Annotated in this window: 20 protein-coding genes and 1 pseudogene; 15 read left to right on the top strand and 6 right to left on the bottom strand. The window is 67.8% G+C overall.

Annotated elements, in window-relative coordinates; genetic code table 11:
- Positions 1-194: 194 nt before the first annotated feature.
- The gene (locus ACFY9S_RS38930; protein WP_391138606.1) at positions 195-653 is read right to left on the bottom strand and encodes a hypothetical protein; all 459 of its coding nucleotides are present in this window, start codon (positions 651-653) and stop codon (positions 195-197) included.
- Positions 654-1,209: 556 nt separating this feature from the next.
- On the opposite strand from ACFY9S_RS38930, the gene ACFY9S_RS38925 reads away from it, so the two are divergent.
- The 10 genes from ACFY9S_RS38925 to ACFY9S_RS38880 all read left to right on the top strand — a co-directional run bounded on the left by ACFY9S_RS38925 (position 1,210) and on the right by ACFY9S_RS38880 (position 11,523).
- On the top strand, positions 1,210-2,439 hold the full coding sequence (locus ACFY9S_RS38925) for an FAD-dependent oxidoreductase (protein WP_391138605.1): 1,230 nt from the start codon (positions 1,210-1,212) through the stop codon (positions 2,437-2,439).
- Between the two features lie 135 nt (positions 2,440-2,574).
- Positions 2,575-3,471 carry an RNA polymerase sigma-70 factor gene (locus tag ACFY9S_RS38920; RefSeq protein WP_391138604.1) on the top strand — a complete coding sequence of 299 codons (897 nt, stop codon included), beginning with the start codon at positions 2,575-2,577 and terminating at the stop codon, positions 3,469-3,471.
- A 506-nt stretch (positions 3,472-3,977) separates the two neighbouring features.
- Complete coding sequence (locus ACFY9S_RS38915; protein ID WP_391138603.1) at positions 3,978-4,697, top strand: IS6 family transposase; 720 nt, start codon at positions 3,978-3,980, stop codon at positions 4,695-4,697.
- Positions 4,698-4,785: 88 nt separating this feature from the next.
- Positions 4,786-5,358, top strand: a complete 573-nt coding sequence (locus ACFY9S_RS38910; RefSeq protein ID WP_391138639.1) for a type I-E CRISPR-associated protein Cas7/Cse4/CasC — start codon at positions 4,786-4,788, stop codon at positions 5,356-5,358.
- Positions 5,355-6,146 (top strand): type I-E CRISPR-associated protein Cas5/CasD, encoded by a 792-nt coding sequence (cas5e, locus tag ACFY9S_RS38905; protein WP_391138602.1) that lies wholly within the window; start codon positions 5,355-5,357, stop codon positions 6,144-6,146. Before ACFY9S_RS38910 ends, cas5e begins: the two co-directional genes overlap by 4 nt.
- Positions 6,143-6,853 carry a type I-E CRISPR-associated protein Cas6/Cse3/CasE gene (gene cas6e / locus ACFY9S_RS38900; protein WP_391138601.1) on the top strand — a complete coding sequence of 237 codons (711 nt, stop codon included), beginning with the start codon at positions 6,143-6,145 and terminating at the stop codon, positions 6,851-6,853. Before cas5e ends, cas6e begins: the two co-directional genes overlap by 4 nt.
- A gap of 46 nt (positions 6,854-6,899) precedes the next feature.
- Positions 6,900-8,486, top strand: a complete 1,587-nt coding sequence (locus ACFY9S_RS38895; protein WP_391138600.1) for a Mu transposase C-terminal domain-containing protein — start codon at positions 6,900-6,902, stop codon at positions 8,484-8,486.
- The gene (locus ACFY9S_RS38890) at positions 8,483-9,352 is read left to right on the top strand and encodes an AAA family ATPase (protein ID WP_391138599.1); all 870 of its coding nucleotides are present in this window, start codon (positions 8,483-8,485) and stop codon (positions 9,350-9,352) included. The genes ACFY9S_RS38895 and ACFY9S_RS38890 overlap by 4 nt, the downstream gene beginning before the upstream one ends.
- Before the next feature lie 984 nt (positions 9,353-10,336).
- The gene (locus ACFY9S_RS38885) at positions 10,337-10,918 is read left to right on the top strand and encodes a sigma-70 family RNA polymerase sigma factor (RefSeq protein ID WP_391138598.1); all 582 of its coding nucleotides are present in this window, start codon (positions 10,337-10,339) and stop codon (positions 10,916-10,918) included.
- Positions 10,915-11,523, top strand: coding sequence for an ATP-binding protein (locus ACFY9S_RS38880; RefSeq protein ID WP_391138597.1), 609 nt, complete (start codon positions 10,915-10,917; stop codon positions 11,521-11,523). Before ACFY9S_RS38885 ends, ACFY9S_RS38880 begins: the two co-directional genes overlap by 4 nt.
- A gap of 479 nt (positions 11,524-12,002) precedes the next feature.
- Here the strand turns inward: ACFY9S_RS38880 and ACFY9S_RS38875 are convergent, their stop codons facing one another.
- The 3 genes from ACFY9S_RS38875 to ACFY9S_RS38865 form a co-directional block, all read right to left on the bottom strand.
- Positions 12,003-12,662 carry a hypothetical protein gene (locus tag ACFY9S_RS38875; RefSeq protein WP_391138596.1) on the bottom strand — a complete coding sequence of 220 codons (660 nt, stop codon included), beginning with the start codon at positions 12,660-12,662 and terminating at the stop codon, positions 12,003-12,005.
- 61 nt (positions 12,663-12,723) lie between these two features.
- Complete coding sequence (locus ACFY9S_RS38870; RefSeq protein WP_391138595.1) at positions 12,724-13,623, bottom strand: hypothetical protein; 900 nt, start codon at positions 13,621-13,623, stop codon at positions 12,724-12,726.
- On the bottom strand, positions 13,620-15,353 hold the full coding sequence (locus tag ACFY9S_RS38865; protein WP_391138593.1) for a hypothetical protein: 1,734 nt from the start codon (positions 15,351-15,353) through the stop codon (positions 13,620-13,622). Before ACFY9S_RS38865 ends, ACFY9S_RS38870 begins: the two co-directional genes overlap by 4 nt.
- Before the next feature lie 65 nt (positions 15,354-15,418).
- Between ACFY9S_RS38865 and ACFY9S_RS38860 the strand changes: the two genes are divergently transcribed.
- The 4 genes from ACFY9S_RS38860 to ACFY9S_RS38845 all read left to right on the top strand — a co-directional run bounded on the left by ACFY9S_RS38860 (position 15,419) and on the right by ACFY9S_RS38845 (position 18,634).
- Entirely contained in the window at positions 15,419-16,168 is a 750-nt protein-coding gene (locus tag ACFY9S_RS38860; protein ID WP_391138591.1) for an NUDIX domain-containing protein, read from the top strand.
- A 693-nt stretch (positions 16,169-16,861) separates the two neighbouring features.
- Positions 16,862-17,092 carry a hypothetical protein gene (locus tag ACFY9S_RS38855; RefSeq protein ID WP_361884263.1) on the top strand — a complete coding sequence of 77 codons (231 nt, stop codon included), beginning with the start codon at positions 16,862-16,864 and terminating at the stop codon, positions 17,090-17,092.
- A complete protein-coding gene (locus tag ACFY9S_RS38850) occupies positions 17,070-17,645 on the top strand; it encodes a sigma factor-like helix-turn-helix DNA-binding protein (RefSeq protein WP_391138589.1) in 576 nt (191 codons plus the stop codon). Before ACFY9S_RS38855 ends, ACFY9S_RS38850 begins: the two co-directional genes overlap by 23 nt.
- Complete coding sequence (locus ACFY9S_RS38845; RefSeq protein WP_391138587.1) at positions 17,642-18,634, top strand: hypothetical protein; 993 nt, start codon at positions 17,642-17,644, stop codon at positions 18,632-18,634. The genes ACFY9S_RS38850 and ACFY9S_RS38845 overlap by 4 nt, the downstream gene beginning before the upstream one ends.
- A 38-nt stretch (positions 18,635-18,672) precedes the next feature.
- Here ACFY9S_RS38845 and ACFY9S_RS38840 read toward each other — a convergent pair whose 3' ends face one another.
- Both ACFY9S_RS38840 and ACFY9S_RS38835 read right to left on the bottom strand, forming a co-directional pair.
- Complete coding sequence (locus ACFY9S_RS38840; protein WP_391138585.1) at positions 18,673-21,042, bottom strand: helix-turn-helix domain-containing protein; 2,370 nt, start codon at positions 21,040-21,042, stop codon at positions 18,673-18,675.
- 10 nt (positions 21,043-21,052) lie between these two features.
- Positions 21,053-21,271 (bottom strand): hypothetical protein, encoded by a 219-nt coding sequence (locus ACFY9S_RS38835; RefSeq protein ID WP_391138583.1) that lies wholly within the window; start codon positions 21,269-21,271, stop codon positions 21,053-21,055.
- 865 nt (positions 21,272-22,136) lie between these two features.
- Here ACFY9S_RS38835 and ACFY9S_RS38830 point away from each other — a divergent pair.
- Positions 22,137-22,355: pseudogene (locus tag ACFY9S_RS38830) on the top strand (cutinase family protein); the annotation flags it as partial.
- Between the last annotated feature and the right edge of the window lie 544 nt (positions 22,356-22,899).

Below are 22,899 nucleotides of genomic sequence, written 5' to 3'. Positions count from 1 at the left end.
CACGTCGAGTTGCACCAGATCCGCTCCCGAGAAGTCATCCGCGAAGCCGACGCCCACCGACTCTGAACCGTAACAGCTCTACCTGCAACTGCGGGGAGGGGACCGGACGACGGCTTCATGGTCGAAGTCAGTTCGCAGGCGCCCTTCGCCACGGGCGGGGGCGGCTCGGGAGATGTGAGCCGCCCCTCAGTGATCTAGGCGTTCGGCCAGAACTGTGCGATGTAGCGCTCGACTCCGTGCACCACACCGTGCTGGGTCTGCGCACATGCCGCCTCGCGGCCGGTGCACACTACTCGCACCGTCCAGACGCCGGGTCCGTCCGACAGCGCGATAGCCTCTGGCATCGGTCCTGCCGCCATTCCCCTGGCGCGCAACCTGCCCGAAGAACAAACGATGCCGGCCAGGGCTGTCTCGTCCCATTCTCCGGCCGGCACCGCAGGTTCCCCGTCCCAGACCTCCACCGTCAGGGACGCGGTGTGGGTGTGCCCGGCACTGTAGAAATCAAGGCGCCCAGGGTGAGCAGTGAGGAACGTGTCGCTCTCGAAACCCTCGGGGAACAGCACAGGAACCTGCGTGTCGTCGAAGTCCTGCAAGACCCATCCGTTGTAGTCCACATACACCGGATACTCCTGGCGCCTGATCAGGCTGACCACGTCACCCACCTCTTGTCGTCGTCTGGTGCGAGGGGCTCCATCGTCGTCGATCTTCGGCGGCGAAATCACCGCGGAACCAGCCATTGCACGGCGAGGCGGCGGTAGCTGCGCAGGCAAGACATGGGCCTCGGTGCTCTTCGACAGACCATGCAGGTGGCTTGCCCAGTCATCGAGACTCCTCGCCGTCGTCCAGCCTCTGCTGGACGGCCGCGCAGACCGTCTGGCCGTCGACCGCGCCCGCAGCATCGACCCGCCGCCCGGCGTCCCCCGCTCCCTGCCCGAGTCCGCGACCATACGCCGCACCTTCCCCGGTCCTGGGCAGTGGGGACGTCGCGTGCCGAGCCCACGCCTGTGAGTGATCTGCATCACAGGCTGTCACAGCGACCGACTGCGCGGTGTCTTGAGGCCGAACCCCTTGAGACAGAGGAGACAGCATGACCGAGAGGATCGAGGCGGTCGTGATCGGCAGCGGATACGCGGGTGTCAGTTCCCGTCAGCGATCGGGGCGCCGTTCCGCTCAACTCACCGGGAGCAAGCAAGCCGTCAGGAGCAACTCATGAAGCACCGCATCGTCGTTCTCGGCGCCGGCTATGCCGGGGCCTACGTGGCCGGGAACCTGGTCCGCCGGCTGTCCCCGGCGGACATCGAGATCACCGTGGTCAACGCCGTGCCGTACTTCGTCCAGCGGCTGAGGCTGAACCAGCTGGCGGCCGGCCGGGAGATCGAGGCTCCGCAGCTCGCCGATGTCTTCGCGGGCACGGGGATCCGGCTGCGCGTGGCCCGTGTCACCGCCGTCGACCCCGAGCGCCGGGTCGTCGCCGTCGCCGACGCCGAGGGCGGCGGCGACCTCGGCTACGACACGCTTGTGTACGCGCTCGGCAGCCACGGCGACGACCATGGCGTCCCCGGCGTGGCCGAGCACGCCTTCGACGTCGCCGCCAGGCCCTCGGTGCTGCGTCTGCGCGAGCGCCTGGACGGCCTGGGCGGACGGGGCGGAGGCGGGAGCGTGGTCGTCGTCGGCGACGGGTTGACCGGCATCGAGACCGCCACTGAGATCGCCGAAGTCCGGACTGGCCTGTCGGTGGCGCTGATCGCCCGCGGTGAGCTGGGCGCCCGGCTCTCCGCCGGAGCCCGCGGCCACCTGCGCCAGTCGTGCGACCGGCTGGGCATCACAGTCCTGGAGCACACCAGCGTCGAAGCCGTCGAAGCGACGCGGGTGATGTGCGCCGACGGCACCGCCCTGCCCTCCGACGCCACCGTGTGGACGGCCGGGTTCGCGGTCAATCCCATCGCCGCCGCGGGCGGCCTTGAAGTCACCGAGGACGGCCGGATCGTCGTCGACCGCACCATGCGGTCGGTCTCGCACCCGAACGTCTACGCCATCGGTGACAGCGTCCATGCCCTCGGCGACAACGGCCGTCCGCTGCCGATGTCCTGCGGCTCGGCCGGCTACACCGGCCGACAGGCCATCGAGGCGATCGTGGGACGCCTGACCGGCCGCAAGGTCTCGAACGTCAAGCTGGTCTACCTGTACAACGCCATCAGCCTCGGGCGGCGGGACGGGCTCTGGCAGTCGGTCGACGACGAAGGGCAGGCAAAGCCGAAGTACATGGGCGGGCGGAAGGCCGCGTGGATCAAGGCGGCCATCGAAAAGGGGGCGCTGTGGGGAACCTCCCACCCGACCTTCGGCCTGCCCAAACGCAAGCGCCGCCTGGCCGCCGCGCCGGATCCGTTCAGGGAGCAGACGGTCCGGCCGCTGGACGACGGAGGAGCCGTCCCTGGCTGAGACCACCGATGTCATCGTGCGCACCCGCCCCGAGGGCGACCACCGCCGGTAACTGCCGCAGCCCGAGCACGGCGGGGCGTCGGCCGCCGCGGGGTGGGCCGCCTGACCCGGCGTTCGAGCGAAGGAGACCGAGACATGACCGACCCCCGCACCGACCTGGCGACCGATGCGTTCGTGGCCCACCGCAACCTGCTGTTCACCGTCGCCTACGAGATGCTCGGATCGGCGGCCGACGCCGAAGACGTCCTCCAGGAGACCTGGCTGCGCTGGGTCGAGGTCGACCTGGGACAGGTGAGCGATCAGCGGGCGTACCTCGTGCGGATGACAACCCGGCAGGCGCTCAACCGGCTGCGCACCATGAAGCGCCGCCGCGAGGCGTACGTCGGCCAGTGGCTGCCCGAACCGCTGATCACCACGCCCGACGTGGCCGAGGACATCGAACTCGCCGAGAGCATGTCGATGGCGATGATGCTCGTCCTCGAAAGCCTTTCCCCGACCGAGCGGGCGGTGTTCGTGCTGCGCGAGGTCTTCGAGATCGACTACGACGAGATCGCCGAGGCGGTTGGCAAGAGCCCCGATGCCGTCCGCCAGATCGCGCACCGCGCCCGTCGGCATGTCGCCGCTCGCCGCCCCCGCAGAGCGGCCTCCCTGAGCGAGACCCGCGCGGCCCTGGAGTCCTTCCAGCGCGCCATCGAGACCGGGAACCCACAGGATCTCCTCGACGTACTCGCCCCCGACGTCGTTCTGCTCAGCGACGGCGGCGGCCTCAAGAGGGCCGCGCTGCATCCGGTCGTCGGCGCCGAGAAGATCGTCCGCTTCTACCTCGGTGGCTCCGCCAAGGTCGAGGCCACCATCACCTGGGAGCCCACCCTGGCCAACGGCAGCCCCGCACTCGCCGTGTACGTGGACGGCGAGCTCGACGGCGTCATGGCCGTCCGTGTCGAGGACGCGGCCATCACCGGCCTCTACTTCGTCCGCAACCCCGAGAAGCTGACCCACGTCACCTCCGAGACCCCGCTCACTCTGCCCTGACACCGTCGGCTCGGCGACCACCCATCCGCAGCACACACGGGCTTCGGCTGAGGAGACGCATGGATGTTCCGGCCCCGCACGCAACCGGCACATTGCCGCCGGCGCGGCGGTCGCCCGGCCTGTCGCGGCCGGCGACAGATGAGGGCTGCTCCTCGCGGGGGCCGGGTGATGTCCAGCCGATGGGTGAAGGACTGAACGGCGCGTACGGCGGCAGGCAGGGCAGATCTGCGCCGTCCTGGAGTCGTTCGTCCACATGACCGCCCTGGCCGCCCGGCGGCCGATCGTGGACGAACCTGCCTTCTGGAGCCGGTGGTTGGCGCCACAGGACGCCACACCACCCCGTAGCCGTAGTACTTGAGAGCTACAAGGGAGGCTCACTCCCTGGCGGGACGCAGGTCACAAGGCGTGATCCGTAGCTTCGGTGTCACAAGCAGGACAGACGGCACTGTCACGTTGGCTGACCGGTGGGATGATCTTCGGGTTGATCAACCTGGGAAGGGTCGTCTGTGGGGAGCGCGTCGCTGTCGTACAAGGGGCACCGCTACCCGGCCGAGGTCATCTCCCACTGTGTGTGGCTGTACTTCCGGTTCCCCCTCAGCTTCCGTGAGGTCGAGGAGCTGATGTTCGAGCGCGGGATCATCGTCTCCTACGAGACCATCCGCCGCTGGTGCGTGAAGTTCGCGCAGCGGTACGCCGAATCGCTGCGCCGCCGCCGGCCACGGCCTGGTGACAAGTGGCACCTGGACGAGGTCTTCATCAAGATCAACGGCGAGCGGAAGTACCTGTGGCGGGCCGTCGACCAGGACGGCATGGTGCTGGACATCCTGGTGCAGGACGGCCGGGACAAGGCCGCGGCCAGGCGATTCTTCCGCAGGCTGATGAAGAAGACCCGCACGGTGCCGCGGGTGATCGTCACCGACAAGCTCCGCTCCTACGGCGCGGCCCACCGCGAGGTCATGCCCTGCGTCGAGCACCGTCAGTCGAAGTACCTGAACAACCGGGCGGAGAACAGCCACCAACCCACCAGACAGCGCGAACGGGCGATGAAAGGCTTCCGCTCCGTGGGCGGGGCCCAGCGGTTCCTGTCCGCGTTCAGCGGCATCTCGCCCCACTTCCGGTGTCGCCGTCATCTGATCCCTGCATCCGACTATCGAGCCGTAATGACCGTTCGCTTCGCGATCTGGGAGCAGATCACCTGCGTCGCCGGCCACGCCGCCGCGGCCTGAGCACTCAGCCGGAGCCCGACTCCACCACGCCCGGGCACACCGTCAGACACCCTCACACCCAACAACGTGACAACGCCGCACCGCGACCATCAACCTCTTCGGCCGCATGCTTGCCGAAGTACCCGACGCCCACGTCGACGGCGCCGTGCAGATGGCACCCGCCTTCACCGTCCACCCCAGCTCACCCCAGCCCGACTACTTCACCGCCGTCGAGGACTGGGCAGCCCCGAACGAGACCGGCAGCGCCCACCTGCAGACCGCGTTCTTCACCACCGGCCTGCTCTACCGCTACGCCACGGTCAACCTCACCGAACTGACCCGCAACCTGAACGGCGACCACGAACAGGCCCTGCACCTGCTGGGCCTGTTCGCCGACGCCTTCATCGACGTCATGCCCGGCGCGAAGAAGACCTCCACCGCCCCGCACACCTACCCCCACCTGGTCCACTACACGATCCGCGACCGCCGCCCAGTCTCCGCCCTGTCCCAGCACGCCGGCGCCCTGAACCGGCTGCTGGGCACCCGCCGCCTCCTCGGCTGCGGCTACGCCACCCTGCACCCCGGCCCCGTCGACCACCTCGGCACCGCCCACTCCGGCCTCGACGAACTCATCGACGCCCTCACCGAAAACGCGGCCGCGCCCACCGGGACCCTCGTATGAACGGCATCCTTTTGCGCCTGGCCGCACCGCTGATGTCGTTCGGAGAACACGCCGCCTTCCACTACCGCGACACCCTCCCCTTCCCCTCCCGCTCAGCCCTCATCGGCCTGTTCGCCGCCGCCGACGCACGCCCCCGCAGCGAAGCCCTGACCCCCGACCCGGCCACCGGCCAAAACCCCTACACCAACCTGACCTTCACCGTCCGCATCGACCGCCCCGGCACCCGGCACACCGACTACCACACCGTCGGCGGCGGCCGCCCGCACCGCCGCGGCCTGCGCACCAGCAGCGGCATCTTCCGCCCCCGCGAGAAGTCCACCCTCATCACCGAACGGATCTACCTCGCCGACGCCGTCTTCACCCTCGCCGTACAAGGACCCGATCCGTTCCTGGAACACCTCCTGAAGCGGCTCGAACAACCCGCCTTCGGCCCCTACCTCGGCCGGCGCGCCTGCCTCCCCAACGAACCCCTCGTTCTCGGCGGCCCGCACCCCGACCCCATCGGTGAACTCCTCCACCACGTCCCACTCAGCCTCACCACACCACCGCCCCCCGGCCAGGCCACCGTGCCCGTCGCCTTCATCTGGGAAAGCCCGCCCTCCCACGTGCCTGCCGCGCACAGCGAACGCGAAGTCGCCGACGTTCCGCACGACTTCACCCCCACACGGCGCTCCCACAAGATCCGCCGTACCTGGCACACCACCGAAGATCTCCCCGCCGCCCTCTACGCCCCACCGCCCGCACTCACCGAACTGACCGCCTACATCCACCAGGACGCCACCCCGTGACCAGCACCCCGACCGCCGTCCTCGCCACCACAGCGACCCTGACCCGCATCCGCCTCAACCGCCGCAGCCCGGCCGCCCGCCGTGACCTGGCCGACGCCGTCAGCCTGCACAAGAGCGTGATGCTCCTGGCCCCCGACGGCCTCGGCGAAAGCCCCCGGCAGCAGGCCGGTCTGCTCTTCCGCCTGGAAGACACCACCGACGACACCCCACCCACCCTGCTCGTCCAGTCCCACCAGCCGCCCGACCTCACCCGCCTGCCCCACCACTACGGCACCGCCGAGACCCGACCCCTGCACCCCATGTTCCAGGCCCTCACCCCCGGCCGAGCAGTGCGCTACCGCATCACCGCCAACGCCAGCGCCGCCCGCCGCGTCCTGGACCACCACCACCCCGTCGACAACAAGCACGGAAGAAAAATCGTCGCACTCCACGGCAACGACGCCCTCGCCTGGTGGCAGCGCCGCGCCCACCAAGCCGGCCTCACCCTGACCACCACCGACATCACCCCCGCCCGCTTCCCCCGCACACGCCGCCGCGCCGACAAGCCCGGGGAACAAGCCCACCCTCCCGGCCCCATGCACGCACTGACCCGCTTCGACGGCCTGGCCACCATCACCGACCCCCACCAACTCAGCCACGCCCTGCTCACCGGCATCGGCCGCGGCAAGCCCTACGGCGCCGGCCTGCTCACCCTCGCCCCCGCCTAGCCAACCGCCCCGACGTCCACCACCGCCGAGGAAGCCCCCAACACCCGTGCCCGTCACACCACCACCCGACGGCCCCTACGACCTCACCTCCCTGCGTGCCGCCGCCGTACGCCGACTGCTGAGCCTGCGCACCGCAGACCGCCTCACCCATCACGATGTCCGTACCGTCGCCGCCGGGTTCGACGTCCACTGGCGCACGGTACGCCGCTGGATGGACAACGCCGACACCCACAACGGCACCTACACCCCCCAAGGCCGCCGCCACTTCACCCTCACCCCGGCCATGCACGAAGCCCTGGCCCGATGGAACGGCAACGCGGCAGCCACCTACCGCGAACTCGTCGACGACAACATCTTCGGCAGCCCGCCCCGCGTCTCCCGGGCGACCTTCTACCGCGCCGTAGACCGGGAACTCACCCCCGGCCAGCGTGCCGCCCTCAAAGGGGGCGAAACAGCCCGCCGCCGCCACGACGCGCACGCCCTGCGCCCGCACGGCAACCGCAACGACGTCTGGGAGACCGACCACGTCGAAGCCAGCGTCTTCGTCAACGTCGACGGACACCGCAGCAAACCCTGGATCACCTGGTTCATCGACCACGCCACCGCCGTCATCTGCGGGCTGGCCATCACCCCCCACCAGCCCAGCCAGGACGCCATCCTGGCCGCCGCCCGCGACGCCATCCTCTGCACCGATCACCACCGGCCCTTCGGCGGCATCCCCCGCACGATCCGCACCGACCGCGGCCGCGACTTCCTGGGCAAGTGCGTGGACGAGGCGTTCAAAAAGTTCGGCACCGACCTGATCGTCCTGCCGCCCTACAGCCCCCACCTCAAAGGCACCGTCGAAGCCATCAACGGCGCCGCCAAGCACATGCTGTTCAAAGGACTGCCCGGCTACGCCCACACCCCCCGAAGCCGCCGCGACCGCCGCGGCCAGCCCCTATGGGCACTGGACGACCTCCTCGACTACGAAACCTTCGTCACCATCGTCCTCAACTGGGTCGACTGGTGGAACAACGACCACACCATCGCCCGCCTGAACCGGCGCACCCCAGCACAGGCCTGGCACGCCGACCTCACCCCCATCGACACCCTCGACCCCGCCGACCTGCACACCTACACCCTCACCGACGCCGGCCCACCCCGGAAAATCACCAGCAAGGGGGTGCGCTGGAAGAACGCCTACTACGTCGGCGACTGGATGCACGGCCACTCAAGCGCCGGCGAGATGGTCCGCCTGCGCCACGAACCCCACCACTACCACCGCGTCGAGCTCTACGACGCCGACACCCTCACCTACCGCGGCCCCGCCTTCCGCAGCGACGAGATGAGCCCCCGCCAAGCCCGCGCACTGCGCAACGCCCGCCGACGCGAAGCCGACCGCTACGCCGCCAAGGCCCGCCGAGCACGCAAGAACGCAACCCCCCACTACGCCGCCACCAGCGTTACCGCCGCGCCCGAGCCCCTCAACCGGCTCACCGCCAGCCAGGCAGCCGCCCAGCTACGCGCACTGCAGACACCGGAAGGTCACCTGCAGGCCGAGGCCCGACCTGACCTCCTCAACCGGCCCCAGCCCGACTCCGCCCGCTGGACCAAGCCCCGGCCCGGCCCCAAGCCCCAGGACACCGAGTGACTCACCCGACCACCACGCCCGAAAACCAGCCGGCCGTCGGCCCGAACTACCACTACATGGGCCTGCCCGGCGCCCGCGCCATGCTGACCCAGGCCAGCGCAGAGACCTACGCCAACCTCGTCACCACCCTCAACGCAGACGCCGGCAAGGGCGCCATCATGTGCGTCCACGGCGGCGTCGGCCTGGGCAAGACCTTCGCCGTCAACAGCCACCTCGACGACCTCGCCCCCCACACCACCCTGCGCATCAAAGTCGGCTCCGCCAAAATCCAGGCCCTGCGCGCCGCCCTGTACAAAAGGCTCGACCTGCCCGGCGAGGCCCCCCTCAACAGCACCCGCTGCGAAACCCTCCTCAAGGAAGCCCTGTCGGAAACCCCGCGCGTCCTGGTCGTCGATGAAGCGCAGTGGCTGGACACCCGGGCCTTCGAATTCATCCGCGAGCTCTGGGACGACGAGGACACCCGCCTCGCCGTCGTTCTGGTCGGAGCCGAAACCTGCTACCAGAAGATCAAGAACCGTCCGGCTCTGGACTCCCGCATCCTAGTCTGGCAGCGCTACAAGCCCCTCACCCCGGCCGAAGTCCTCACCGTCATCCCCGAATACCACCCGCTGTGGGCGGACGTACCCGCAGATGAGCTGCTGTGGATCGACGATGTCGCCTGCCACGGCAACTTCCGCCAGTGGGCCAAAATCACCTACCTACTCTGGGAACAGCACGGCGGCTCTGGCTCGAAGGGAGCCGGCAGCACGGGTCCGACACACCCGTCCACCTCGCACGGTGCGGCCACACCGCTCCCTCCTTACAGCCGGGAGCTGATGCGCGCCGCCCTCAGCCGCCTCGACCCCACCCAACGGCACACCGACTGAAACGCCGCCCTGGCGCATGGGCGCATCCGCATCGCCACGGAAACAGGAGGTGCGGCACAGGCATTCTTCCGCGATACGTCACCCCGGCCTCCTGCCGAAGCGGAGGCATCGACCCTCAACGCGTTGCCCCAGCCGAGTCGTTTGCATCCACTCTCGGCAGACCCCACGTGGATGGGGAGTAGCCCAGCATCGCCCAACTCGCCGTCCTGCTATACGACAGACCCCCACGGGCGCGGGGAGTGATCTTTCACCACATCGTCCAAGAGGCTGAGGCGGGCAGACCCCCACGTATGGGGAGGCAGACCCTTCCACCAGAAGGTGGAGGAGGCAGCAGCGGAGGGACCCCCACTGAGTCGTGGGGAAGCTCTCAAACGCGTCGGCGCCACGGACGGACCCCCGCTTCGATGGAACCCTACCAATATCTCAGTTCCGGGAAGGTGGCCTCGACCGCTTGTACTTGGCCAGGGCCTCGCCCTGAAGGCGGCTGCGTTGTACCGCTGTGAAGGAGCTGGGTGGCAGCTCTGCGGACGTGCGCATCGAGCGGGTGGTCCCGCCGCGGGGGCTCAGCCGTCATGATCAACCAGGCCCCTCCAAAGCGGGAGGAGGGGCCTCTACCCGTGCTGAGGGCGAAGTGCCGAGCGAAGTGTTCCACGTGCGCGGCTCACGCAGCAGGGAGGCAGCACTTCGGCAGCCTCGTCCGATATCACGGTGTGAACATTCTCTGGGAAGTCTGGGCCGAGGCTACCGGCATGGTGAGCTCTGTGGCGGGAGGCCGCGGTGTGTGGCTTGCGGTGGTCCTCGTCATGGGGATGACCACCGCCGCTGGGATTGTGGCCGAGTGGCAGCGGCGCAAGACGCTCGTGGCGCTAGTGGAGAAGGCACCTGTGGGCACCGTGGTGGTTCAAGGGAACGGCAGGGGCGGGCCGGAGATGAGTGTCCGCGTGGGTAGGCCGTATGCGGCTGGGCACGGCGAGGGGGAGATGCGTGAAGCAGCGGCGGATCCCGAAGGAGACAGCCGATCAGGTCACGGAGCTCTTCGACCGTGAGGAGCCCTATCTGATGCGGTTCGCGTCCGTGCTCACTGCCGGTGAAGCCGCACAGGCAGCAGATCTGGTTCAGCGGACCTTCATGGCGGCGGCCTTGGACTGGGGCACGGTGGGGGAGAGGGACTTCGCAGCACAGGCAGCTTGGCTGCGCAGGACGTGCCGGAACAAATGGATCGATGACCTTCGACGGTCGAGCACGATGGAGGGCCTGCTGCCACACCTGGCCTGCCGCTACGGGATCCAGGCGCCAGATCCTGCCGAGACTGCCATCGCTCGCGTGGTACTCGACCAGTGTTGGCAGGTGATCAAAGCGCTGCCGCCGGTGCGCCGGCAGGTCGCTCTGCTGCACTGGCATCAGGGGTACTCCGCGCCGGAGATCGCCGAGCTGCTGGAGATCCAGCCGTCCGGAGTGCGTAAGCACATCAGCTTCGCCCGCAGAACTCTGCAACTCAGTGTCGGCCCCTACCTGGACCGGCAGCTGATCGACCCCGTTGACGTACCGAAGGAGGAGGGCGCATGAACCGTATGGCCCCTGGCCGGCAGGTCGTTGCCGAGGGCTCGGTCACGATCACCCAACTCGTCCAATCCCTCGAAGTCGTCACCACCCCTGCCGAGGCAGGCCGAGCCGAGCGCCGACAGGAGCTGAGCGCATGGATGGCTTCCGAGGTCGAAATCGATCCCGCAATCGAGCATCTCCCGAGCCCCGCGCTGAAGGAGGTTGCTCTCCCCAGCCGACCGGAGACAGCCCGCACCGCCCGGCTCCTCATCGATTTCGCCCTCCGCCAGCAGTGGCGCATGCCCGGCCCCATCACCGAATCAGCTGTGCTGATGGTCTCCGAACTTGTCACCAACGTGGTCCGGCACACAGGCGCACGAACTCTGGGACTTCGTGTGCGACGGCGCGCCGGGTGGATCCGCATTGAAGTCCGAGACCCTTCGCGTGGTCTGCCTTGCCTGATGCCACCGGGTGAGGGCATGAACGGACGCGGTCTGCGGGTGGTGGACCAACTCTCGGACCGATGGGGAGTCGACCTGCTGCCCCGCGGGAAGAGCACATGGGTCGAGCTGCGCCTGACCTCCCCTCAAGCGCGCGGCAAACTACACAAGCTCACAGGTCCGGACTGACCGCTCCGCGAAACACCCTCTGGTGAGGCAACACCCAGCAAAAGCCTCCAGGGCATGTCGTCCAGCGCACCATGATCGCCGCAGCGAGCGACAGACTCCGCACGAGAAGGCTGTTCCTGTTCACTGACTCATCGCCGCTGCACGGCAGAGTTAGGGAACGGCTGTCTGGATCTGACCGCTCGCGGGCATCGTCGGCGCGGCGGCGGGGGCCGTCCCATCGGCGGCCGCCCGGTGGGTGCTGGCGGACATGAGATGGCCGGGAACGAGCCGAGGGGAAGGAGATGCCTGAGACGGTCGCCGAGGCGCTCTTGGAAGTGCGCCAGACCTATCCTGCGTACACGTCGGATGAGGGCTGGCCGACACGTGAGCGCTTCGGCAAAGCGTCAAGCATCGGGCCCGGCGAAGTCGCCCTCCTGGTGTTTGTGGGTGAGGCCCTGTGCAGGCACCCGTCCTGTGGTGGGAAGCAGGGCGATGAGATGTCAGGAGTGCCGCGTGGTGACTGTGCTGTTCGCCCATGCTGTGTCGAATTGTTGGAGGGCGATGGTGTAGAGGAGGCCGGGGGCTCGTGAGTACAGGCAGGGTGAGTTCCTGCCGTGCGCGTTGTCGCTGTAGAAGGTGAGGTAGGCGACTTTGTCGGTGGCTATGACGCGGCAGGTGTGGGGCAGGTTGTAGCTGTGCAGTTGGATGTTGCGTTGTGCGTGTGCGGCCTGGGCGAGGTAGTTGATGTTGGCTCGGACCTGGTTTCTGAGCAGGTCAGGGGTGAAGCCTGGGTCGAAGCGGGCGACGTCGTGGGAGCGGCGGTCGAGCCAGGAGTCGTGTGGTGTGTCCGGGTCGGGGAGCAGGATCTGGACGGACGCAGGTGAGGCATCGCCGGACCAGAGGGGGGCGAAGGCTTCGCGGGTGAGGATGTTGCCGCGTCCTGCCATGACTTTGACCCAGCGGGCCCGGGCGAGGTCCTGGCTCATGTTCTGTTCTGCGGCGGCTTGGCGGCGGTAGACGCGGCGGAGTCCGGTGCCGGTGAACCAGGAGCAGGCGGCGGTGAGCCACCACAGGGGGCGTGAGGCGCGCAGCAGGCTGAGGGCGAGCAGGAGGGCGCTGGTGACGAGGGAGCTGAGTATGCCGAGCAGAAAGGCGTTCATGCTGAGGCTCCGGTGGTGGGAGTTGTCTCCTTAAGCGGTGTTCGCGGTGCTCGTCGCTGGGTCAGCAGAGGTAGGGGAGCAGTTGGTTCAGGACGTGGGCGGCGTTTCGTGCTGCGAGTTCGTGGTGCCGGTGGCCCTTGTGTTCGTCTGCGTTGTCTGAGACGCCGCGGATGACGATCCAGCCTGGGTTTTCGGTGCCGTGAACTGAGTTTTCCTGCCAGTACTGGCTGAGCCCGCCGGCCTCCATGTCTACGGCCAGGACCTTTTCGTGGTAGGTGGTGAGGTAAGTACGGACCTCGCTGGCCCGGTCGGCGATGACGGCTTCCCCGGAACCGATGACCCCGGGGAATACCTCGTACTGGTCGCCGGCGTGTGCGGTCATCTGGCCGTTGATGCGCGCCGGCGTCCCGTGGTCGGTGAAATAAGCATTTACGGCGTGAACGACTTGCGCGGGTGCTTGCCGGTGCTCACCGCGGCGGCGGGTGTCTCCCAGCGGGTTGATCTTGCGGCTCTCGTAGTAGACGACGTCGGTGGAGACGATGACGTTGCCGATCCGGGCGTGGTCATCATGGATTCCGCCTCCGATGCCGACGAGGGCCCACAGCCGGGGGTTGTAGTGGCGTCGGAGGTTTTCCAGGGCCGCCATGGTGGACCGCTGTCCCTGGCTTTGCGTCTGTGTGGCCACGACGCGCAAGGTGGCACCGGGGACACTGTGTTGGCCTTGGTAGAAGTACAAGCCGCTTGGCATCCTGTGCCGGTGAAGCTTTAACTCGTCGATGACGGAGCGGAGTTCCTCACTCAGGATGGTGACGATCCCGAGGTCCCACCCGGCGCCCGCCTCGACGGCCGGCTCGGCGGAGTGCTGGGGCACCGGCCCGGAGGCTTGAGCGTTCGCTCCGATCGCGATGTTGCTGAAGTGGTTGTTGCTGCCGTGGCTGATGATGCCTCGGTTGTTGGTCATGGGGCTGCTCCGTTGTCGGGCTGTGCGGGCTGGTTCGCGGCGACGCTGACCTGAGCCGCGTCGCCTACGGCGTTGTTGGTGAAGCTGTTGTTGTCGCCGAAGTTGAAGATGCCACTGTTGATGATCTTGAGTGCTCGGTCCTTGAAGACGGACGTGTCGACATCCTTGTCCTGCAGGAAGTCACTGGCGGCGCTCAAAAGCCGCTGCTCTATGGTTTTCATCCGCCCGAGGATGTCGCTCTTCTCGAGCTGCACCTTGGTCCAGGCCTGCGACGATTCCTCTCGTATGCTGACGCGGCTGCCGATGAGGATGTTGCGGATCGGCGTCGTGGTGAGGTCGCGGGGCAGGACGGCGGCCTTTGCCAGCGCGTAGAGGTAATGGACGAGCCGCCATGAGTGCTGGATGTCGGAGGGCAGCGCGGCCAGTTCGTTGAAGGCTGCCCATATGACGGCTGCGGCGCCGTGGTGGCCGAACTCTTCAGCTCGCTGGAAGGAGCGTGGTGTGTGCGCGAGCACACACGCCGCCGTGGACAGGTTCAGGGTTCGTCCCTGCAGGCTGACGTGCAGCAGGACGGTCGCAACGAATTCGGCCCCGTCCGCGGCGGTGGTGACCTCGAGGAAGTGGTGCTGCTTCGATTCGGGCGTGTTGATGATGGAGCGCAGCTCGCTTCGGGTGAAGTGGTGAGGAAGCAGCGATCGGTCCACCGCGACATCGGTCTCGGCCACATAGACGCGGTCCCGGACCTCTGCCGGCAGTCGGACGTCGCGGCTGTCGATGTTCAGCGGCAGGACGGCTTTTCGCAGGTGCTCGACGAGTTCGTGGGTCTGGAAAGGCGGCACCGAGTGCTCGCGCTCGTGCAGCGGCGCATCGTCTGTATCGGGCCGCAGCAACTGGATGCTCATCGGCGGATTCCACTGGTAGACGAGCTCACCGGCTCCGATGAACGGTGACTGGTCACCGAAGAGTGTGAACATCGTGAGGTCGTCGTCCTCGTCGTCGCTGTGCCGGGGGCGGCGGTACACGGCGCACATGTGGTGCTGCTGGCGGTCTGCCGCACGCTGACGGCCCGACAAGCGGGCGGGGCGCAGCGTACGGGTGCGCAGGATGCGATTGAGGATCAGCTGGCGGGTGGCTCCCACGGCCAGGTAGACGAATGTGATCGCCGTGGCCAGGAGGAGTGCCGTCAGCGCCTGCCGCGGAAAGACCAGGGCGATGACCAGCACGGTCAGGGCCAGCCACAGCGCGGCCGTGGCGACACGCCTGAATGCGAGTGCTTTACGCGTCTGCATGCGCGGCAGGAGGAGCCTGAGGAGGTAGCGGTGGGCCCGTAACGGGCCTAAGCCACGACGTCTGGACTTGCGGGCCGGCATCGACTGGAGGTCGATGCCTCGAAGCAGTGTGGCGAGACGGAGCAACAACAACAGCCCGAAGCCGCTGGCGATGAGGATGGCTGCGGGAACGGCTCCGCTGAGGACGGGTCCGACCACTGCAGCGAGGACCGTGATGCGAGGGAGCGCGCTGAGCGCGGCGGCGCGCCACGCGTGATGCATGACGGGGACGATGTCGAAGCCGTAGGACGGGGCGACCCTGCGGTGCGGCGCGGTGCACACTTCGCTGATCACAAGGTCGCGGAAGCGTTCGTCCACATACACGCCGGCGCACAGGTGACGCGTGGCGGCCGTGGGTTCGAGCGTTGCCTCGTGTGCTGGTGGAGCGTGGGAAGTGGTCATGTCCTGCCCCCGGCTTCTACAGTTATGGTTGCTGTGACCATAAGTGTCGGCAGGAGTTTAAGTCAATGAGACCTTTAGGGGTGCGGGTGGACGACTGGCTGAAAGACTCAGACGAGGTCGGGCCCTCGTGGCTGACCGTGGACCTGGCGATCTTCACCCTCAGAGACGACCAGCTGATGGTGCTCCTGATCGAGCGCGGCCTGGATCCCTTCCACGGCATGCCCGCGATGCCCGGAGGCTACGTCCAGAAGAACGAGACCCTCCGCGACGGGGCCCTGCGCGAGCTGGCCGAAGAGGCCGGCATCGACGGTGGCCAGCTGCACCTGGAGCAACTCGGCACCTACGCAGACCCCGGCCGTGACCCGCGGGGCAGAGTCGTGACCGTCGCCTACCTCGCACTGGGGCCGGACCTGCCGACACCCGTCGGCGGGACCGACGCCGCACGCGCCTTCTGGGCCCCCGTGGCGCGCCTGGAGGAGGGGGCGCTCCGCCTGGCATTCGACCATCAGTCAATCCTGACCGAGGCCCTGGAAGAGGTCCGCAGGAAGCTCGAGTACACCGCTGTCGCCACGGCCTTCTGCGGAGAGACGTTCACACTCAGAGATCTCCGCACGGTGTACGAAGTGATCTGGGGCCAGCCGTTGGATCCGAGCAACTTCCGCCGCAAGGTACTCAACACCACGGGATTCGTGCAGCCGACGGGAGATCAGTGGCTACCCCCCACCGGGCGTCCGGCCGCCCTCTACCGGCGGGGACACGCATGGCTGCTCAACCCGCCCCTGCTGCGGGCCGCAACGTCCGGTCAACGAGGCTGACGCGGCTCCGGGCGCGAAGGCGATCAACCCTGGGATGCGCTCACCGAGCTGACGGCGCGCCGGCACCGCACGGCGGACTCCAAGGCCACGCAGGATCGAGTCACCATCACCCGAGAACTCCAGCCGCCTGAGGCCAACGCATCTTCTACTACGCCTTCCCGGCAGCCCCCTTCGTACGCGCTGGTCACGAACCCGGCATGGCGCCCGGCCAGACCACACGCGTGCGCGGAGCACCCGGTGCAGGAAGGGCCGGTCCGCAGGCGCGTCGCCAGACCACCACCTGGGCGGGGAGATTCGGCCTCGATGCCGTCGACCTGTACCGCGACAGACCCCCCACGTGAAGGGGGAAGCCCGCGGTGAGTCATCGGGGGCACCTTGGCCCGTGGTCCGGCCCCCGGGAGATCAGGGCGCACCCTCAAGCCGGCACTGTCCCCGCCAGCCGGCTCCGACCGCCTGATCACCGGGAGCGGCTGCCGCACGCCGGCCCGCGGCGGTCTGCCCTCGCGGTCATTCGCTTGCTGCTGAGCGAGCGCGCCCACGGCCTGCTCTCCTGCGGCATGAGCAGGCCCGCAGGGGGACACCGGCCCGCCTGACCAGCAAAATGTCACAACTGCCGTATGAAAAAGCACTGTTGTGATGCATGCGATGCGCGAGCGCTACCCGAGCAAGCCATTCGGAAGGGGCACATGCGGAATGGATCCTGTGATCGTCGGTGCGGTGGTGACCGTGGCCGTCAGCGTCGCCAGCGGCATAGTCAAGATCGCCCAGCAGCGCTTGACCGTCAAGTTGGAGATGGCGCGCATCACCGAAGCCGGGCAGACCGACCGGATCCGCTGCGTCACAGCGCCCGCCTCTTGCTGCCTGCCCCCGGCACCAGCCAACGAAATCGGGGGTGAAAGCCGTGGAGGAAGCACTCAGTACTGACACCGAACTCGCCGAGCACACCGAGACCACCACCCTCCCTCAGCCCGGCATAGAACTCGCCGAAGCCCTGCACCACGAGCAGTATCCGGCCCTCGTCCGCTTCCTGCTCCTCAACGGCGCCTCGTGGGCAGAGGCTCAGGATGCCGCGCAGGACGCCTTCACCCAAATGTGCACGCCCGGCCTGTCCTTGACCCACCCCCGCAGCTGGCTGCGCACCGTGGCCTGGCGATCCTGGGTCAGCCAGAAATTGAAACCCGAAGACGCCTGCGCCGAGATGCCCGAAGCCCACACGGACCTACGCTGGCCCACCCCGGCCCACGCAGCCGAACTCGAAGACGAAGAGCGTCAGGTGATCGCTCTGCTGCTTCAGTTGCCGGCCAAACAACGCGCAGCCATGGCCTGGCATCTCGACGGCTTCACCACCCAGGAAAGCGCACGGGCCATGGGCACCACCCAGCCTGCCGTACGCCAGAACCTGGCGCGAGCCAGAGCGGCATTGAAGGAAGGCATGCGCCTGGAAGGACGTTCGAAGCAGGAGAGGAGGACGACGTGACCCATGGCGACCCCCGCACACCCAAGGCAGAACGTGACTGCAGCGACGAGGCGCTGGACACCCTGTTGATCAGAGCCCATCGGCAGCTGGGCATCGCTGTCACCGACCGCACCAACGCACAGGGTGGACCACCGGAACTGCGCCCGCCGGACCTCGCTCTGGACCGGCTCCTGGCAGCCACTCACCGCTCCGTGGGGACGGCCGTCACGCGCCGCCTTGCCCGCGAGGACCGGGCCCTTGCCCAGAACCAGACCCTCGAAGCACGCATGCAGCAACGTGGCCCTCTGTTCAACCGGCCCTCGCAGGTGCGCGTGAAATACCGCCGTGAGTCGCTGCGTCTCGCCCGCCGCTACTGGCCCGCCGACCTCGCCGAAGGCATGCGGGTCGCTGTCCGCATCGTGCAGAACATCAGCGACCTGCTGCAGACCACCGAACAGCTCATGACCACCGACGCAGACCAACTGGTAACACAACTGCGGGGACAGCTTCGGCAGCTGTCCCAGCTGCCCAAACCGCAACCTGCCCCCGTCACTCTGACCGGGGTGGACTACCTCGTCGCCATCGAATCGGTCCTCGCCGAGCCCGCCGAACGGTTGCTGCACGACCTCTACGGCATCCGGCAGATGCTCGACGAGGAACTGGAACCGGCGATCGGCGCTCTCAAGGCCTCCTCCGACTATTTGATCGGTGTCGACGCCGTTGTCCAGGACCTCATCGACGACCTGACCCAGGCCTGCGATCAAGCCGATGCCCTCGCCAGAGCTGTCACTGAAGTAGAGCGTGCGAGCAGCGAATTCGTCGGCGCGGACCTCAGCAGCGCCAAACTGGACGGCGTGCTCCTTGAGGGGATCCTGTGGGACGCCACGACCGTATGGCCAGGAGAGTGGGAGTCGCTCATCCGGCGTGCTTCGCTGCCCTCCAGCGAAGAGCAAGGCGTCCTCATTGTTGCCGCCGAACCATCCGAGACCATCCTCCATGCCGAAGCATGACTACCGAGGGTGGCTACAGCGGTCGCGGCGCTTTCAGGCTACCCGGCTCGGCGCCAGAGGTGACCAGCGCCCGCAAGGGGTGGTGGCTCGGGTCGGGGCTGGCGGGAGGCGTGGCTGTAGAACCGGGCGATTGCTGCGTGGCTCAAGGTGTAGCTGTGTGAGGTGTTCTCCAGCAGGCCGACTTCGGCAGCGCGGGTGAGTGCGGTGAGCAGCCGTAGGGGGCTGAGGTCGCGCAGGAGTGCCGGGTGCGCGACAGCGGCAGACCACCACTGGCCGGTTGTGGTCGTCAGGAGTAGGTAGCGCAACGCGATCAACGTGAGAGGTGAGGAGGAGACGGCCACCGGCAGCGCTGTGAGCATCGTCAAGGCGACCAGGACGCCGTCTGCAGCTGCGCGACGCGGCGTCATGGATCTCCCCAGGGCAAGCAGCGGACTCATGGCCACGAGGAAGGTGAGCGGGAGCGCCAGGAACTGGGCATCGACGTCGTCGTAGGAGCTTTCGGTGACGGCAGTCAGGTTGAGGCCCAGGCAAACGATCCCCGGGATCACCGCCAGGGCGACGACCCGTACGAGCATCCCCAATCCCTGTAAATCCGCAGGAACCGCTCCCTGGACCGATTCCTTGCGCAGGTAGATGTAGCTCAGCAGACCGGTCGCCAGCGAGCCGATGATCGTCGTACCGCTGACCGCAGGCGTGCTCTCGTATGAATACGCGGTGTAGGCGGGCTCCGGTGTGAGGCCTGCGAGGTACAGGTAGGCGCATACCGCGAGAACGGCGCTTTGCAGGGCAGCGGACAGCAGGCCGCGCGGGCGCGGGCGATACAGGCCTGACAGAGCCCGGACTCCTTTGCCCCTGGTGAGTTCGTGCAGAGCGACCCGCTCCAAAACCAGGTGCAGTGCCGAACCGAGAGCCGGAGGATCCGGCTCATGCCGGGGAAAGTTTGGCGGACTCGTCGGCTGCCCTCCGCGGGCCTGTTCGACGAGAAAGCCGGCCAGGCGGTGCTCCAAGCCCTCCGCACTCACATCGTCGCTGATCAATTCGCGCGGGTCGGCCCGCCCGTCGGTATACAGCATCCGGGCCGCTCCCGCGAGCAGGGGTGAGGCCAGGACTCGCGTAGCCGGCGCGTCGGGGTGGGCGCGCAGTGCCGTGATCACGGCAGCCCAGTCCTCAGCCTTGGAACGGGCGCGGGACTCGGAGCGGGAACTGCGCTGCAACCAGCCATCGAGGTCGTCAAGGCTCAGCGGCAACAGCCGGATGCCTGCGCTGGCGGTAATGACCGTGTCGGTCTGCTCCACAGCAGAGGCGAACTCGCTGTACCCGCTGACGATCACGAACTGAGCGGAGGCCGGCAGGCGGTTGAGGCCGTCCAGCGCACGGCCGCGCTGGGCGGGAGAGAGCTGGTCAAAGTCGTCCAGAACGGGCAGCAGTTGGCGCTTGCCGAGCAGGACATTGACGAGCTCTCCATGGAATGGGGCCTTCTTCCGCTCCTTGCCATGGACTTCGACAGCCAAGGCATTGAGCTCGGCAGCCATCCAGTGCTGCAGACTGTGCTGTTCGGGCCGCCAGGAAGCCAGGGAGAGGCAGACGGGCAGGGCGGCAGTGGGCAGGCCCTTGCTCGAGGCGAGTAACTGTTCGCCAAGATGCCGCGCCAACTGGGTCTTGCCACTCGAGGGCTCGCCGAGAATCAACAGGCGCCCCGCAGGGACCAGGGCGAAGATCTCGGCGATATCCGCGTACTGACCGTGAAGGTCCCGAGTGGCCTCCTCCTGGTCCATGAAGTCGGCCGGGACGGCAGTGAAGCGCACGGGGGCGGGCGCCGGATGCGCCACGAGCCCACGCACGTGAGCCTGCGGGGTCAGGGACCGCCACGCTGCCTGCTCAAGCGCCCCCTGCCAAAGAGGAACGGCTGGCTGATCCAGCGCCTCGGCGCCCGGCAGGGCCCCGCCGACACCATGCGCTGGACCCGGAACCGTTGCAGGCAACGACGATGGCTCCAGCCCGGTATCCGGCTTCCGCGGCGGCGCAACGGCACTCTCATCACCGGCGGCGGAGGTTGCGACCGGAATCTCGCCTGCCTGACCGAAGACCAACCCATCTGCCCCGGCCCCCGCTTCGTGCGCCAATCGGACGGCGACGGCAGCCCTGTCGTGCCGACTGCGCCACAGTGCCAGGTTGGCATCCGGCCGGCATGCCAGGACCCAGGCCTCCACCAGCTCCCACCTCGGCAGATCTCTGCCGGTGGTGGCGGTACTGAGGGAGGCGATACTCCAGTTCACGGCGGCGGAAAGTTCATGCAGTGTGAGTCCGGCACGAGCACGGAGCTCGCGCAGTTGCTGCGCGAGCTCCGCCAGGGCCGGAAGGGACGTGTCGAGTTGACGCTGCGGACGTCCGCGCTGCCCTTTGGACATGCTGGGGCTCCTACTGGCCGCGTGCGGGCTGTGCCGGCAGAGCAGTGACGCGCTGGGCCAGCTCCAGTGCGGTGGTGGTCACCAGCATGATGAGCACCAGGGCGGTGTTCGCGTCGTAGCCGTTGAGGGTCAGAGCCACGGTGGCGACGGCCACCACGATCACCACGATGATGCGGACAGGGAACACAGAGGGCCACCAGCCGCGAGGGTACTCCGACGAATGCACCATGAGTGCCTCCTATACGAAAAGAAGATCGACGGTCCGAACGTGCTTGCGCGCGTATGTCTGCCTGTACGGCCCGCAGTTGGCGCTGCGGACGGTTCACCGTCACGTGCTCAAGACGACGGGCAGGCCTTCACCTTGCCCTGTCTGCCAACCGTCAACCAGTCTGCGAGCATGGCAGCATTTACTGCTTATGAGGCGATTTGTTCCGCCTGCTGAAAAATGCTGCAGGACGTCTGCGCGGAGCTGAAAAATGGACAGTCGGGCAGGCCCATGCAGGTCAGCGCACATGACCACGCGGCCCCGCCGCCGTCCGGCCAACGCGAACAACCGCGCCCCCCTGAAGAAATAGATTCCGGCGCATAATCAGCATTGGGCCACACAACCGCGAACAATGCGGGCGCCCCTGCGAACGGAACTCGACGGTCCGAACGCACACCACCCGGCAGGGCCGTTGGCGCGGCCCTGCCGCCCTCTTCGCGGGCCAGTGCAGCTCGCCACGCGCTCCAACTCGTCCAGGACCACGCGGTGAAGGCGGACCCGGACCCGTGAACGGCTCCTTTGAGTGAAGCGCTGCTAGATCGCTTGCCAGCACGGCCCGAACACGGGAGGCATTTGCCGCCAGGCGCGGCCGGACGTATGAACGCGCGATCGTCGGCTCACCTCTTGCCGTGATCAGCGCGGCCATGACGCCGTATCGGTGCCGGCCCAGGGGGTCTCGCCGGTATCCCCCCCCAGGGCGGCGGCAAGTTCCCGGAGGGTGCGGGCTATCGTTGATGCCCGTGATCCATGCGGCGTAGATGGTTAGGTCCCGGATCATCCGGGTGGTCTTGACGATGTTCGTCGCGCCGAGCAGTCGCAGGCGTCCGATCGCCAGGTTCCGAAGCCGGACGTGAACGCAGGCGTCCGGGCCGTCCAGCGCGCCATAGACCATGCCGTCAGGAAGTGCCCGTCCACGAAGTTCGTGCTCGCCGGGTACTCCTTGGGCGCACGGGTCGCCGACAAGCTCCTCCTCACAGACTCTCGCCGTAGGCCTCTGGTCCTCGCCGCCCAGCTCTATGGTGACCCGCAGTGGAGCGAACCCGGGTAGGGGCAGGGCCTGGCCGTCATCCTCGGCCGCGGCCTGCCGTACCAGCTACCCCCCGTCCGCCGACCGGGTACAGAGCCTGTGCAACCACCGTGATCCGATCTCGACCATTCCACCACGAAGGCCGGGCGATTCCTTGCCTCCAGAGTCAACGTCGACTGGAACAACCGCACCTATCGTCTGACGTGCGACGACATCGCCAGCAAGGGGGTGCCGGTCACGGTCCGCAACGGCCGTGAGACCGCGCGAGGAAGCGGTCTGGAGGGCTATGACCGCTGGGAGGTACAGATTCAGCGCATTACCCGAGGCACTGTGCCGCGCCTCGGCGATGTGACCCCCATGCTGTTCTGCAGCCCGATTCTGCCCACATCGCGGGGCCGCGTGAGCCGAACGGCATGCCGGTACCCGTATCGCGGACTTGAAGTGCTCGATTCAGCGATGGGCCGCAACTACTGGTGTGTCAGTTCTTATTGAGCGCACTGAGCCAGGCATCGCCCGGTGGCGGAACGAAGAAGTAGCCGCCTCCCGTGGTGAGTGTCTACTTGGC

Source organism: Streptomyces sp. NPDC012474, assembly GCF_042955185.1.
GTDB lineage: Bacteria > Actinomycetota > Actinomycetes > Streptomycetales > Streptomycetaceae > Streptomyces > Streptomyces cahuitamycinicus.
Note: the sequence above shows the minus strand (reverse complement) of the source record. Positions and strands in the feature narration are given on the sequence as shown.